Consider the following 13,871-nt stretch of genomic DNA (forward strand, 5'->3'; position numbering starts at 1 on the left):
GCGGTGGGTGAGGATGCTGTGACAGGAGGTGCGTGATGGCGATCAGTCGCTCCGCCGCCAAACGGCACGGCTTGCCCACGGTCGTGCAGCTGCGGCTCACGCCGACGCCGGTCCAGGCTGAGGCGCTGGCGGCAGCGGTGCTTTTGTGCAATGAGGCGGCCACCGTCGTGTCCCGGCTGGCCTGGCAGCATCGCGTCTTTGCGGTAGTGGAGTTGCATCGGCTGGCCTATTACGAGGTGCGGGCGCGGGTGGCCGGGCTCGGCGCGCAGGCGGCGGTGCGGGCGATCGCCCGGGTCACCGGCGCGTACGCCAACCGGCGCTCCACCAAGAAACGGGCTCATATCTTCCGACCGCACGGCGCCGTCCCCTACAACGCCCGGCTGCTCAGCTTCAACCGTGACGCCCGCACCGTGTCGCTGTGGACCCCAACCAGCCGCGTCATCGTCCCTTACAGCGGCCGGCCGGAAGATCTCAAGGCCGTGGATACGTTGCCGAGGGGGGAGGCCGACCTGGTCTGCCGGCGCGGGGTGTGGCTGCTGCAGGTCGCCCTCACCCTGCCCCAACCGGTGGTACGCAAGCCGGTCGGCGGCTTTCTTGGGGTGGATCAAGGGGTGGCGAACCTGGCGGTCACCTCCGACCGGGTGGTGCTGCCCGGCCCGGCCCTCCCCGGCCCGATCGGCGGTAATGGCCACGTGCGTACGCTGCGGGACCGGCGGCACCGCCAACGCCGCCGGTTGCAGAAGAAGGGCACTTCTGCGGCGCGGCGGGTGTTGCGCCGCCTGTCGGGGCGTGAGCATCGGATGATGACCGACCTCAACCATCAAATCAGCAAGTTTGTGGTGCGTGAAGCCGAACGCACCGGTCGTGGTGTCGCCTTGGAGGATCTTCGGGGTATCCGCGGGCGGGTCAGGGCTCATCGGTTCCAGCGGCGCACCCTGCACGGCTGGGCGTTCGCCCAGCAGATCGCGTTCACCCGCTACAAGGCCGCCCGCGCCGGAGTCGACTTCCTGCTGGTCGACCCTGCGTATACCTCGCAGGGCTGTCCGGAGTGCGGGTGGGTGGCCAGGGCGAATCGGCCGGCGCGGGGCTGGTTCGTCTGCACCCGGTGTGGCCTCGCTGGGCACGCCGACCACATCGCGGCCCGCAACATCGCCACACGCGGCATTACGGGCTGGGCTGTCATCAACCAGCCACACGCTACCGGCCTCCCTTCAGCCAGACGGGACCGTGAGAGCAAACCACCGGCTTCAGCCGGAGGTAGTTGATCCGTAAGAGTGTGCCAGAACGGCGGATATAGGCTGGCCATCGCATATCACCCAAGGAGCCTCGTGAACCTGGTCGAGCAGGGCGAACCGTTCGCCGAGTTCTGGCAGGAGCGGCACCTGTGCACGCTCGCCACCGTCCGTCCCGACGGCACGCCGCACGTGGTGCCCGTCGGCGCGACGCTGGACCTTGCCACCGGCACCGCCCGGGTGATCACCTCCGGGACCTCGTACAAGGCCCGGCTCATCGCGGAGTGCGTGCCGGACGGCGCGCGGGTGGCGCTCTGCCAGGTCGACGGCCGCCATTGGTCGACGCTGGAGGGCCGGGCCGTGCTGCGCACCGAGCCGGAGCAGGTCGCGGACGCCGAGCGCCGTTACGCCGCCCGCTACAAGCCGCCCCGGCCGAACCCGTCCCGGGTCGTCGTGGAGATCCGGGTGGTGCGCGTGCTGGGCAACGTGTGATCACCGTGGTGGGTGTCGGCGCGGACGGCTGGGCCGGGCTGGCCCCCGATGCGCGGCGGGCGCTGGAGGCGGCCGAGGTGCTCATGGGCGGTCCCAGACAGCTCGACCTCATCCCTGCCTCAGCGGCCGAACGGGTCGCGTGGCCGTCGCCGATGCTCCCCGCGCTGCCCGCGCTGATGGACGGCCACGCGGACCGGGAGGTGTGCGTGCTGGCCAGCGGCGACCCCATGTTCTACGGCGTCGGCTCCACGCTGGTGCGCCTGCTCGGCACGGCCCGCGTGCGGGTGCTCCCGCATCTGTCGTCGCTGTCACTGGCGTGCGCCCGGCTCGGCTGGCCGGTCGAGCAGGTGACGGTGGTCAGCCTGGTGGGCCGCTCCCTGGCGACGCTGAACGCCGCCGTGCTGCCCGGGCAGCGGGTCGTCGTGCTGGGCTCCGGTCTCGACGCCCCGGCGCGGGTGGCCGGGCTGCTCGTGGAGCGGGGGTACGGCCCGAGCCCGATGACCGTGCTGTCGGACCTGGGCTCGGCGGCGGAGAGCGCGCAGGCGGGAACGGCCGAGAGCTGGACGGCCGCCGCCCGGTCCGGCCTGCACGTGATCGCCGTCGAGTGCGTGGCGGGGCCGGACGCCGAACCGCTCGCGCTGGTCCCCGGGCTGCCCGACACGGCGTACGAGCACGACGGCCAGCTCACCAAGCGCGAGGTCCGCGCGGTCAGCCTGTCGCGGCTCGCGCCGCTGCCCGGGGAGCTGCTGTGGGACGTGGGAGCGGGGGCGGGCAGTATCGCCGTCGAGTGGCTGCGCGGCCACCCGTCATGCGCGGCAGTGGCGATCGAGAGCCGGGCCGACCGGGCCGCCGCGATCCGGCGCAACGCCGACGCCCTCGGGGTGCCCGCGCTGCGGGTCGTCGAAGGCCGGGCTCCGGCGGCGCTTGAGAGGCTGCCCGCGCCGGACGCGGTGTTCGTCGGTGGCGGCGCCACCGTGCCGGGACTGCTGGAGCGCTGCTGGGCGGCGCTGCGCCCCGGCGGCAGGCTCGTGGTGAACGCCGTCACCCTGGAGTCCGAGGCCGTCGTCGGGCAGTGGTACGGCCGGCTCGGCGGCGATCTGGTGCGCCTGGCCGTACAGCGGGCCTCGCCCGTCGGGGCCTTCACCGGATGGCGGCCCGCGATGCCGGTGACCATCTGGTCGGTGACCAGGAGGGACGTGCCATGACCGTGTACTTCATCGGGGCCGGCCCCGGAGCCGCCGACCTGATCACGTTACGCGGGGTGCGGCGGCTGGAGTCCGCGCCGGTGTGCCTGTACGCCGGTTCGCTGGTGCCCCGCGAGCTCCTGGAGTCCTGCCCGCCGTCGGCCAGGCTGGTCGACACCGCGAACCTGACGCTCGACGAGATCGTCACAGAGCTGGTGACCGCGCACCGGGCCGGGCTGGACGTGGCGCGGCTGCACTCCGGCGACCCGTCCGTCTTCAGCGCCGTGGCCGAGCAGATGCGGCGACTGGACGCGCTCGGGGTGCCGTACGAGGTGGTCCCGGGAGTGCCGGCGTTCGCGGCGGCCGCGGCCTCGCTCGGCAGGGAGCTGACCGTGCCCGGGGTCGGCCAGACGGTCATCCTGACGCGCGTCTCGGGGCGCGCCACGCCGATGCCCGACGGCGAGGACCTGGCGACGCTCGGGGCGAGTGGCGCGACGCTGGTGCTGCACCTGGCCGTACAGCGGATCGACGCGGTGGTGGCGGAGTTGCAGCCGTCCTACGGGCTGGGCTGCCCGGTCGCGGTGGTGGCGCGGGCCAGCAGGGCGGACGAGGTGATCCTGCGCGGGACGCTGGCCGACATCGCCGACCAGGTCAAAGCGGCCGGGATCCGGCGTACGGCGGTCATCGTCGTGGGCCGGGTGCTGTCGGCGTCGGAGTTCCCCGACAGCCACCTCTACAGCGCCGACCGGACGAGGACATGACTCCCTCCAGCGCCGGCCGGGACGAGGACGTGACCCTCGCCAGCGTCGGCCGGGACGAGGACGTGAGACGGATCCTGATCCTCGGTGGCACGGCCGAGGCCAGGGCGCTGGCCGCGGAGCTGGCCGCCGACCCGGGTGTGCGCGTCGTGTCGTCCCTGGCCGGGCGGGTCACCAACCCGCGGCTGCCGGTCGGCGAGGTGCGCGAGGGCGGGTTCGGCGGCCCTGAGGGGCTGGCCGCCTGGCTGGTCGCCGAGGGAGTCGACGCGGTGGTGGACGCCACCCATCCGTTCGCGGCGCGGATGACCGCTTCGGCGGCCGTCGCGTCGGCGAGCACGGGTGTGCCGCTGCTGGTGCTGCGGCGACCGGGCTGGCAGGAGGAGCCGGGCGACGCCTGGCAGCGGGTCGACTCCCTGGAGGCCGCCGCCGCCCTCCTGACCGAGAGCGTCGCGCGGCCCACCGGCCTGCCGTCCGCGGGCACCCCGCCGACCACCGGCTCGTCCGCTACGGGCGCCTTGACCGGGTCTGTGCGGGTGTTCCTCACCACCGGGCGCCGGAGCCTGCCGGTCTTCAGCGGGCTCGCCGGGGTGTGGCTGCTGGCCAGGTCGGTCGATCCGCCCGAGCCGCCCGTCCCCGCCAACGTGCACGTGCTGCTCGACCGCGGGCCGTACACCGTCGAAGGCGAACTCGCGCTCATCCGCGAGCACCGCCTCGACGTGCTGGTCACCAAGGACAGCGGCGGTCAGCTGACCACCGCGAAGCTCACCGCGGCCCGGCGGCTCGGGCTACCCGTGATCATGGTGAACCGGCCGCCGCTGCCCGAGGGTGTCCGGCTGGTGGACACCGTGGCGGCGGCCGTGGAGTGGGTTCACGGATAGCGGCGCGGGGTGTAGACGGTTCCGTTCTTCGCCACGCGGGTGGTCGAGGAGCCGACGATCAGCAGGCAGCGCATGTCCACGCGCGCGGGATCCAGTTCGCCGAGCGTGGTGACGGTGACGCTCTCGTGCGCGCCGCCGACGTCGCGGCCGATCACCACGGGGGTGGCCGCGTCACAGTGCTCCAGCAGCACGTCGCGGGCGGCGGCGAGCTGCCAGGTACGGCTGCGCGAGGCCGGGTTGTACAGCGCCAGCACCAGATCGGCCCGGGCCGCGGCGGCCAGCCGGTCGGCCACCACCTCCCACGGCTTGAGCAGGTCGGACAGCGACAGCACGCAATAGTCGTGGCCCAGCGGCGCGCCCACCCGGCTCGCCACCGCCTGCGCGGCCGTCAGCCCGGGCACCACGCGCACGGGCACGTCCGGGAAGTCCACCGCCGCCTCCAGCACGGCGCTGGCCATCGCGAACACACCGGGATCGCCGGAGGAGACCACCGCCACCCGCGCGCCTTCGCGCGCCAGATCCAGCGCGTGCCTGGCCCGCTCGGCCTCGACCCGGTTGTCGGTACGGTGGCGGCGCTGGCGCGGGTTCGGCGCCACCCGGTCCACGTACGGGCCGTACCCGACCAGGTCGGTGGCCGCCGCCAGCGCCTCCTGCGCCTCCGGCGTCAACCACGGCCGTCCGGCGGGGCCGAGCCCCACCACGGTGACCTCGCCGGTGACCTCGGCCGGCGCGGGGGAGGGGACGAAGGTCCGTTCGGCCGGGCTGGTGAGCAGGGCCAGCGAGAAGTACGGTACGTCGCCCGGGTCCACGTCCTTGAGCGGCGCCACTCGTTCGGCTCCCATGGTGGCGCGCTCGACGTACCAGGCGTCGTCCAGCCGCCCGGCCTCGGCCAGCGCGTCGCGTACCTTGGAGAACGTCCTGCCCAGCTTCAGCACCGCGGCCGAGTCGGTGGCGCGCAACCGCTCCGCCAGCGCCTCGGCGGGCAGCGTGCCGGGCAGCACGGTGAGCACCTCGTCGCGTTCCACCAGCGGACGGCCCAGTACGGCGGAGGCGGCGCTGACCGAGGTGACGCCGGGCACCACCTCCGTCGGGTAGCGGTGCGCGAGCCGCTTGTGCAGGTGCATGTAGGAGCCGTAGAACAGCGGGTCGCCCTCGGCCAGCACGACCACGGTCCTGCCCGCGTCCAGATGCGCGGCCAGCCTGGCGGCGCAGTCGGCGTAGAAGTCGTCGAGCGCGCCCTGGTACCCGCCCGGATGGTCGGTGGTCTCCGTGGTCAGCGGGTAGAGCAGCAGTTCCTCGATCTGCCCTTCCTTCATGTACGGCAGCGCGATGGAGCGGGCGATGCTGCGGCCGTGCCTGGCGGCGTGGTAGGCGATCACCTCGGCCTCGCCGATGAGCCTGGCCGTCTTCACCGTGACCAGTTCAGGGTCGCCGGGACCGAGGCCCACCCCGTACAGCCGTCCGGTCATCGTGATCACTCCGCTTCGCTCGCGATGGCGTTGACCGCCGCCGCCGTCATCGCACTGCCGCCGCGACGGCCGTGCACCACCAGGTATTCGAGGCCGCTCTCGGCCAGCGCCCGCTTGGACTCGGCCGCGCCGATGAACCCCACGGGGATGCCGAGCACCGCCGCGGGCCTGCCCGCCCCTTCCGCGACCAGTTCGAGCAGCCGGAACAGGGCCGTCGGCGCGTTACCGATGGCCACCACGGCGCCGTCGAGCCGGTCGCGCCAGAGTTCGAGCGCCGCGGCGCTGCGGGTGGTGCCGAGCCGCTCGGCCAGCTCGGCCACCCCCGGAGCGCCGAGGGTGCACAGCACCTCGTTGCCCGCGGGCAGCCTGCGCCTGGTCACGCCGGAGGCGACCATCATGGCGTCACAGAGCACGGGAGCGCCGCCGCGCAGCGCCGCACGGGCCCGCGTGACGACCGAGGGTGACCAGTCCACGTCGTTCACCAGGTCGGTCATGCCGCAGGCGTGGATCATCCGCACCACCACCTGGGCCACCTCGGGCGGGATCCCGCTGAGGTCCGTCTCGGCACGGATGGTGGCGAACGACCGCCGGTAGATCTCGGCGCCGTCACGGATGTAGTCGGTCACTGCTGCCTTTCCTGGTCTCCGTCGGTTGTGGCGGCGTATCAGTCGGTTGTGGTGACGTGCCCGTCGGTTGCGGCGACGTATCCGTCGGCTGTGGCGACCATTTGGATGACCGGCCCCCGGGGCAGCCCGCAACGCCGCTCACAACCGGCCCAGTGCACGGGCATGGCCGTGGGGCCATCGCGGTCCGCCACCCAGCGCCGCGCGTCCTCCCGTACGTCGGCCAGCGCCTTCGCACAGCCGGGGCGGCCGGTACAGGCGGTCACGCCCACCCAGGGCGACGCCGGATCGGTCACCAGCCCGGCGGCGTCGAGTGCCCGCGCCACGTGGTCGGCGTGGGATGGCGGCAGATCGAGGAGCACCACGGTCCGCCACGGCGTCAGCCGCACGGCGACGCCGGATTCGGCGGCGGCGGCGATCGCGCGGGCCTGGGCGGCGGTCAACCGGCCGAGCGGAACCACCGCCTCCAGCGCCACGCGCCCGTCCCGCTGCTCGGTGAGCCCCGCACCCCGTGTCTCCGGAGCGAACGGCGGGCTGTCGACCGCGACGCCGCCCAGCCGGGCGGCGATCCTGGCGGCGCCGTCTTCCAGCTCCCCGATCCGCCACGCGGTGCGGTCACGCTGGGCTTCACCATCGCGCACGGAGGCGCTCTCCTGCCGGACCTCGGTATCAAGCGCGGAGGCGCTCTCCCGTTCGTCGAGGAACGCCTCGGCTGCGGCGATCATGTAGGACACGGCCGCCTCCCCACGCAAGGAGAGCCCGGAGTCCCTCCCCGCCAGAAGCAGCCGGCCGGTGCCCCCAACGAACGTGACGTCCGCGCCGAGCCCCACCACGTCGCCACTCCCGTCGTCCAGCGCGAGCAGGAACCGTCCCGGCAGCCCGGCCAGCCGGAGACACGCGCACAGCGCCTGGTCCAGCGCCTCCACCAGCGGCTGCGTGTCGAGCAGGCCCGCGGGTCCGCGTCCGCTCAGGGGCGAGGCGACGATGTTGCGTACCCGCTCGTGCGCGGCCGACGGCAGCAACCCAACAAAGGCCATCCGCTCGGCGAAGGCGGTGGCCGAGCGCAGGCCGCGCACCTGGACGTTCGCCCGGGACGTCAGCTCGATCACCCCGGAGCCCAGGTCGGTGGCGCAGGCGGCCAGCTCGCGAAGCTGGGCGGCCGACACCGCGCCGCCGGGCAGGCGGACCCGAGCAAGCGGGCCGTCGGCGGCCTCGTGCACCTGTAGCGCCCCCGGACAGGCGTCGGGGCGCACACGTCCGGAAAAGTCGGCTATGGACACGAAGAGGATGGTAACGCCAGTTTCTTGCGGTGGTCGCCCCTGCCGTGGTCTGATCGGGAGGCGATGGCAAAGGGAGGAAGCCGGTGCGAAACCGGCGCGGTCCCGCCACTGTGACCGGGGAGCGAACCCCACGAAGGCCACTGTCCGGCGACGGATGGGAAGGCCGGGGCGAGCGCTGATCCGGGAGCCAGGAGACTCCTGCCGTCGTGACACCCGCTACTGGGGCGAGGACCCCGAGGGAGGACTACGCCGTGCTCGGCGACAGCCATACCGTCCTGCTGCTCTCGACTTCCGACACCGACCTGCTGAGCGCTCGTGCCGGCGGCGCCGCCTACCGCCTGGGCAACCCCGCCAGGCTGGCGGCCGAGGACCTGCCCGCCCTGCTGGAGGGTGTCGACCTGGTCGTGGTACGACTGCTGGGCGGGCGCCGGGCCTGGGAGGAAGGGCTGGACCACCTGCTGGCGGGACCGCGCCCGGTGGTGGTGCTCGGTGGCGAGCAGGCCCCAGACGCCGAGCTGATGGAGCTGTCCACGGTCAGCGGTGGCGTCTGCGCGGAGGCGCACGCGTACCTGGCGCACGGCGGGCCCGCCAACCTCACCGAACTGCACGCCTTCCTGTCCGACACCGTTCTGCTGACCGGCCGCGGGTTCGCCCGGCCCGAGCCCACGCCCACCTGGGGCCGCCTGGAGCGCACCGCGCGGAGCGAGAGCGGGCCGGTGGTCGGCGTGCTCTACTACCGGGCGCATCACGTGGCGGGCAACACCGCGTTCGTCGAGACCCTCTGCCAGGCGGTCGAGGACAAGGGCGGCCGGGCGCTGCCCATCTTCTGCTCCTCACTCCGCACCGCGGAGGCCGGTCTGCTCGACCTCCTGCGTACCGCCGACGCGCTGGTGGTGACCGTACTGGCCGCGGGCGGCTCCCGCCCGGCCACCGCGGGCGCCGGCGGCGACGACGAGGCGTGGGACGTGGGCGCGCTGGCCGAGCTGGACGTGCCGATCCTGCAGGGGCTCTGCCTGACGACCAGCAGGCAGGCGTGGGAGGAGAACGACGACGGTCTGTCTCCGCTCGACGCCGCCTCCCAGGTGGCGATCCCGGAGTTCGACGGGCGGATCATCACGGTGCCGTTCTCGTTCAAGGAGATCGACGAGGACGGGCTGACGGTCTACGTCGCCGACGCCGAGCGGGCCGCCCGGGTCGCCGGTCTCGCCGTACGGCACGGTCTGCTCAGGCACACCCCGCCCGCCGGGCGCCGCCTGGTCGTGATGCTGTCGGCGTACCCGACCAAGCACTCCAGGGTCGGCAACGCGGTCGGCCTGGACACCCCCGCCAGCACGGTGCGACTGCTCGCCAGACTCGCCGAGGCGGGCTACGACCTGGGGGACGGCTTTCCCGGCGTGGCCGAGCAGGACGGCGACGCGCTGATCCACGCGCTGATCGCCGCGGGCGGCCAGGACCAGGACTGGCTGACCGAGGAGCATCTCGCGGGCAACCCCGTGCGCATCTCCGCGGAGTCCTACGGGCAGTGGTACCGCACGCTGCCCGGCGACCTGCGCGCGGACATGGAACGCCATTGGGGCCCGCCACCGGGCGAGCTGTTCGTGCACGAGGGCGACATCGTGCTGGCCGCGCTGCGGGCGGGCAACGTGGTGGTGATGGTGCAACCGCCGCGCGGATTCGGCGAGAACCCGATCGCCATCTACCACGACCCCGACCTGCCGCCCAGCCACCACTACCTGGCCGCGTACCGCTGGCTGTCGAAGGAGTTCGGCGCGCACGCGATGGTGCACGTGGGCAAGCACGGCAACCTGGAGTGGCTGCCGGGCAAGTCGGCCGGCATGTCCGCCTCGTGCGGCACGGACGCGGCGCTGGGTGATCTGCCGCTCGTGTACCCGTTCCTGGTGAACGACCCGGGCGAGGGTACGCAGGCCAAGCGGCGGGCGCACGCGGTGCTGGTGGACCACATGGTGCCGCCGATGGCCCGCGCCGAGACGTACGGCGACATCGCCCGGCTGGAACAGCTCCTCGACGAACACGCCTCGATCGCGGCGATGGACCCGGCCAAGCTGCCCGCGATCAGGGCGCAGATCTGGACGCTCATCCAGGCCGCCCGGCTGGACCACGATCTGGGGTTGGCCGATCGGCCGCACGACACCGAGTTCGACGACTTCATCCTGCACGTGGACGGCTGGCTGTGCGAGGTGAAGGACGCGCAGATCCGTGACGGCCTGCACGTGCTCGGCCAGGCGCCCGAGGGACAGGTCCGGGTGGACCTGGTGCTCGCGATGCTGCGGGCCAGGCAGATGTGGGCGGGCAGGGAGACCTTGCCCGGGTTGCGGGAGGCGCTCGGCCTGGCCGAGGACGGCACGGCGAGCCTGACCAGCGTGGAAACCGCCGAGTCGACCGCCCGCGCCCTGGTGGAGGCGATGGAGGCACGGGATTGGGCACCGGACGCGGCGCCGGAGATCGCCCGCACGATCCTCACGACGGCTGAGGCTGACCACCCCATGGGGCGGCTGGAGCTCGTGACGCGTATCCTCACCTTCGCCGCCACCGAGGTGGTCCCCCGGCTGGCCCGTACCACCGATGAGCTCGACCACCTCCTGCACGCGCTGGACGGCGGATACGTCCCGGCCGGGCCGAGCGGCTCCCCGCTGCGCGGGCTCATCAACGTTCTGCCGACGGGGCGCAACTTCTACTCCGTCGATCCGCGCGCGGTGCCCAGCAGGCTCGCCTGGGAGACGGGCCAGGCCATGGCCGATTCGCTGCTGGAGCGCTACCGTGCCGACACCGGCGACTGGCCGCGCTCGGTCGGCCTGTCCGTCTGGGGCACCAGCGCCATGCGTACGGCCGGCGACGACGTGGCCGAGGTGCTGGCCCTGCTCGGCATCCGCCCCGAATGGGATGAGGCGTCCCGCCGGGTGACCACACTGGAGCCGATCCCGCTCGCCGAACTGGGCCGTCCCAGGATCGACGTGACCGTCCGCATCAGCGGCTTCTTCCGAGACGCCTTCCCGCACGTGGTGAGCATGCTCGACGACGCCGTACGGCTGGCCGCCGGGCTGGACGAACCCGCCGAGGACAACTACGTGCGCGCCCACGTCGCCGCCGACACCGAGGCGCACGGCGACGAGCGCAGGGCCACGATGCGGATCTTCGGCTCCGCACCCGGCGCCTACGGGGCCGGTCTGCTGCCGCTGATCGACAGCGGCAACTGGCGCGACGACGCGGACCTGGCCGAGGTGTACGCGGTCTGGGGCGGCTTCGCCTACGGCCGTGACCTCGACGGCGTCGCTGCCCGGCCCGACATGGAGAGCGCCTATCGCAGGATCGCCGTGGCGGCCAAGAACGTCGACACCCGCGAGCACGACATAGCCGACTCCGACGACTACTTCCAGTACCACGGCGGCATGGTCGCCACGGTCCGCGCGCTCACCGGAAAGGCACCGGCCGCCTACGTCGGCGACAGCACCCGCCCCGACGCCGTACGCACCCGGACGCTGTCCGAGGAGACCTCGCGGATCTTCCGCGCCAGGGTGGTCAACCCGCAGTGGCTGGCCGCGATGCGGCGGCACGGCTACAAGGGCGCGTTCGAGCTGGCCGCGACCGTGGACTACCTGTTCGGCTACGACGCCACGACGGGGGTGCTGGCCGACTGGATGTACGACAAGCTGACGGAAACCTACGTGCTCGATCCGGAGAACCAGGCGTTCATGGCGAAGTCGAACCCGTGGGCGCTGCACGGCATCGCGGAACGCCTGCTGGAGGCCGCCGAGCGGGGCATGTGGGCGCATCCCGACCCGGAGGTCATGGACGGGCTGCGGGAGGTCTACCTCAAGACCGAGGGTGACCTGGAGGACGACACCAGCCGCTGAGCCGACGCCGGGCTGCCGGCCCAGTGCAGGTGCAGGTAGGACGCGGTGAGCAGCGGATCGCCGAACCCGTCGGCGCCGCCCGCCCAGCGGAAGAGCGGCTCGCCGGCCTGTTCGACTGCGGCTCGTTCGACCGTGGCCCGTTCGGCCACGGCCCAGTCGACCACGGTCCGGTGGAACTCGTGTCCGCTGAACCGCTCGCCCGGCTCGGTGAGCAGCGATCGGCGGACGGCCACCGCGTCCCGGTAGCCCAGCGTGAGCCGGTCGCTCATCCGGGCGACGCCGGGCACGCGTCCGCACATCGGCTGCCCGTCCAGTTCCCGGCACAGGTACAGCAGTCCGGCGCACTCCGCCGCGATGGGGCCGTCGAAGGCCGCCACCTGCGCGCGCAACGGTTCGTTGGCGGACAGCTCCACGGCGTACATCTCGGGGAACCCGCCGCCGATCACCACCGCGCCCGTCCCGGCGGGCAGGGCCTCATCGCGCAGCGGGTCGAACACGGCCACCTCGGCCCCTGCCGCCCGCAACAGCTCCACGTGCTCGGCATAGCCGAACGTGAACGCCGCCCCACCCGCCACCGCCACCACAGCCCGATCCGGACCACGGCCCGCCTGCCGGGTCACCCCGCCCGTCGCCCCGGCGGTCATCCCCGCGGTCACCTCGCCCGTCGCCCCGGCGGTCACCTCGCCGGTCACCCCGGCGGTCATCCCGCCGGTCGCCTCGCGGGTCATCCCGCCCGCTACCTCGTTGGTCAGCTCCCCGATCGCCGCGGCCGGGTCCCAGGGAGTGTCGGTCAGTGGAGGTGCTGAGCGGGCCAGATGCACCAGGGCTTCGAGGTCGCACGAGCGGGTCACCAGCGTGCCGAGCCGGTCCACCGTGGACACCGCCTCGGCCGTTCGTTCCGCCGCGGGCACCAGGCCGAGGTGCCGGGAGGGCGTGGCGACGGCGTCGTCGCGGCGGATCGCGCCCAGCACCCGTACTCCCGCCTCGGCCAGTGCGGCCCGGCACAGCTCCTCGTGCCTGTCGGACCCGACGCGGTTGAGCACCACCCCGCCCACACGCACCCGCGGATCGAACGTGGCGAAACCATGCACGACGGCGGCCACGGACCGGCTCTGCCTGGCCGCGTCCACGACCAGCACCACCGGTGCGCCCAGGAGGCGGGCGACGTGCGCGGTCGAGGCGAAGTCCGTCTCTCCCTTGCCGTCGAACAGGCCCATCACACCCTCGACCACCGCGATGTCGCACCCCGCGGCACCGTGCGCGAACAGCGGCACCACGCGTTCCTCACCGACCAGAAACGGGTCGAGGTTGCGCCCCGGACGGCCGGTGGCGAGCGCGTGGTAGCCGGGGTCGATGTAGTCGGGCCCCACCTTGTGCGGCGAGACCGCCAGTCCACGAGCCCGCAGCGCGGCCATCAGGCCGGTCGCCACCGTCGTCTTGCCGCTGCCCGACGAGGGCGCCGCGATGACCAGGCGCGGGACTACCACTCGATGCCTTTCTGCCCCTTCTGTCCGGCGTCCATGGGATGGCGGATCTTGCCCATCTCGGTCACCAGATCGGCCGTCTCCAGCAACCGTCCGGGCGCGTCCCTGCCGGTGATCACCACATGCTGGCTGCCCGGTCTGGTGGTGAGCGTCTTCAGTACGTCGTCCAGGTCGAGCCACCCCCACTTCAGCGGGTAAGTGAACTCGTCCAGCACGTAGAAGCGGTACGTCTCGGCGGCCAGATCGCGCTTGATCTGCGCCCAGCCCTCGCGCGCGTCGGCGGCGTGGTCCTCCTCCGTCCCGGGCCGCTGGATCCACGACCAGCCCTCGCCCATCTTGTGCCAGGTCACCGGACCGCCCTCGCCGGTGGCGCCGAGTACGGTGAGAGCCCGTTCCTCGCCGATGCGCCACTTGGCCGACTTCACGAACTGGAACACGCCGATCGGCCAGCCCTGGTTCCAGGCCCGCAACGCCATCCCGAAGGCCGCCGTCGACTTCCCCTTGCCGGGGCCGGTATGGACCATGAGCAACGGCCTGGTGCGGCGTTGCCGCGTGGTGAGTCCGTCGTCCGGGACGACCTCGGGCCTGCCCTGCGGCAT

11 protein-coding genes and 1 riboswitch are annotated in these 13,871 nt (G+C 73.2%); of the genes, 6 read left to right on the forward strand and 5 right to left on the reverse strand.

The features are described from left to right. The first annotated feature begins 35 nt into the window (after positions 1-35). The 5 genes from AB0B91_RS10320 to AB0B91_RS10340 all read left to right on the forward strand — a co-directional run bounded on the left by AB0B91_RS10320 (position 36) and on the right by AB0B91_RS10340 (position 4,544). The gene (locus tag AB0B91_RS10320) at positions 36-1,265 is read left to right on the forward strand and encodes a transposase (protein WP_358317979.1); all 1,230 of its coding nucleotides are present in this window, start codon (positions 36-38) and stop codon (positions 1,263-1,265) included. A 63-nt stretch (positions 1,266-1,328) separates the two neighbouring features. Next, positions 1,329-1,724, forward strand: coding sequence for a pyridoxamine 5'-phosphate oxidase family protein (locus AB0B91_RS10325; RefSeq protein ID WP_358317980.1), 396 nt, complete (start codon positions 1,329-1,331; stop codon positions 1,722-1,724). Continuing rightward, positions 1,721-2,929, forward strand: a complete 1,209-nt coding sequence (gene cbiE, locus AB0B91_RS10330; RefSeq protein ID WP_358317981.1) for a precorrin-6y C5,15-methyltransferase (decarboxylating) subunit CbiE — start codon at positions 1,721-1,723, stop codon at positions 2,927-2,929. The genes AB0B91_RS10325 and cbiE overlap by 4 nt, the downstream gene beginning before the upstream one ends. After that, a complete protein-coding gene (gene cobM, locus AB0B91_RS10335) occupies positions 2,926-3,669 on the forward strand; it encodes a precorrin-4 C(11)-methyltransferase (protein WP_358317982.1) in 744 nt (247 codons plus the stop codon). Before cbiE ends, cobM begins: the two co-directional genes overlap by 4 nt. A gap of 62 nt (positions 3,670-3,731) precedes the next feature. Next, positions 3,732-4,544 carry a cobalt-precorrin-6A reductase gene (locus AB0B91_RS10340; protein ID WP_358318334.1) on the forward strand — a complete coding sequence of 271 codons (813 nt, stop codon included), beginning with the start codon at positions 3,732-3,734 and terminating at the stop codon, positions 4,542-4,544. Here AB0B91_RS10340 and AB0B91_RS10345 read toward each other — a convergent pair. From AB0B91_RS10345 to cobG, 3 genes are read right to left on the reverse strand one after another with little or no spacing between them, the layout of a single operon-like run. Continuing rightward, complete coding sequence (locus AB0B91_RS10345) at positions 4,535-6,013, reverse strand: precorrin-2 C(20)-methyltransferase (protein ID WP_358317983.1); 1,479 nt, start codon at positions 6,011-6,013, stop codon at positions 4,535-4,537. The two genes, AB0B91_RS10340 and AB0B91_RS10345, sit on opposite strands and share 10 nt — an antisense overlap. Before the next feature lie 5 nt (positions 6,014-6,018). Continuing rightward, the gene (locus AB0B91_RS10350; protein ID WP_358317984.1) at positions 6,019-6,639 is read right to left on the reverse strand and encodes a precorrin-8X methylmutase; all 621 of its coding nucleotides are present in this window, start codon (positions 6,637-6,639) and stop codon (positions 6,019-6,021) included. 38 nt (positions 6,640-6,677) lie between these two features. Beyond that, a complete protein-coding gene (cobG, locus tag AB0B91_RS10355; RefSeq protein WP_358317985.1) occupies positions 6,678-7,916 on the reverse strand; it encodes a precorrin-3B synthase in 1,239 nt (412 codons plus the stop codon). A 13-nt stretch (positions 7,917-7,929) separates the two neighbouring features. Then, a riboswitch (cobalamin riboswitch) is annotated at positions 7,930-8,137 on the forward strand. A gap of 30 nt (positions 8,138-8,167) precedes the next feature. On the opposite strand from cobG, the gene cobN reads away from it, so the two are divergent. Continuing rightward, on the forward strand, positions 8,168-11,788 hold the full coding sequence (gene cobN, locus AB0B91_RS10360) for a cobaltochelatase subunit CobN (RefSeq protein ID WP_358318335.1): 3,621 nt from the start codon (positions 8,168-8,170) through the stop codon (positions 11,786-11,788). Here cobN and AB0B91_RS10365 read toward each other — a convergent pair. Further along, positions 11,743-13,275, reverse strand: coding sequence for a cobyrinate a,c-diamide synthase (locus AB0B91_RS10365; RefSeq protein WP_358317986.1), 1,533 nt, complete (start codon positions 13,273-13,275; stop codon positions 11,743-11,745). The genes cobN and AB0B91_RS10365 overlap by 46 nt on opposite strands. Then, on the reverse strand, positions 13,269-13,871 hold the full coding sequence (cobO, locus tag AB0B91_RS10370) for a cob(I)yrinic acid a,c-diamide adenosyltransferase (RefSeq protein WP_358317987.1): 603 nt from the start codon (positions 13,869-13,871) through the stop codon (positions 13,269-13,271). Before cobO ends, AB0B91_RS10365 begins: the two co-directional genes overlap by 7 nt.

It is taken from the genome of Nonomuraea sp. NPDC049141, assembly GCF_040648415.1.
Taxonomy (GTDB): Bacteria; Actinomycetota; Actinomycetes; order Streptosporangiales; family Streptosporangiaceae; genus Nonomuraea.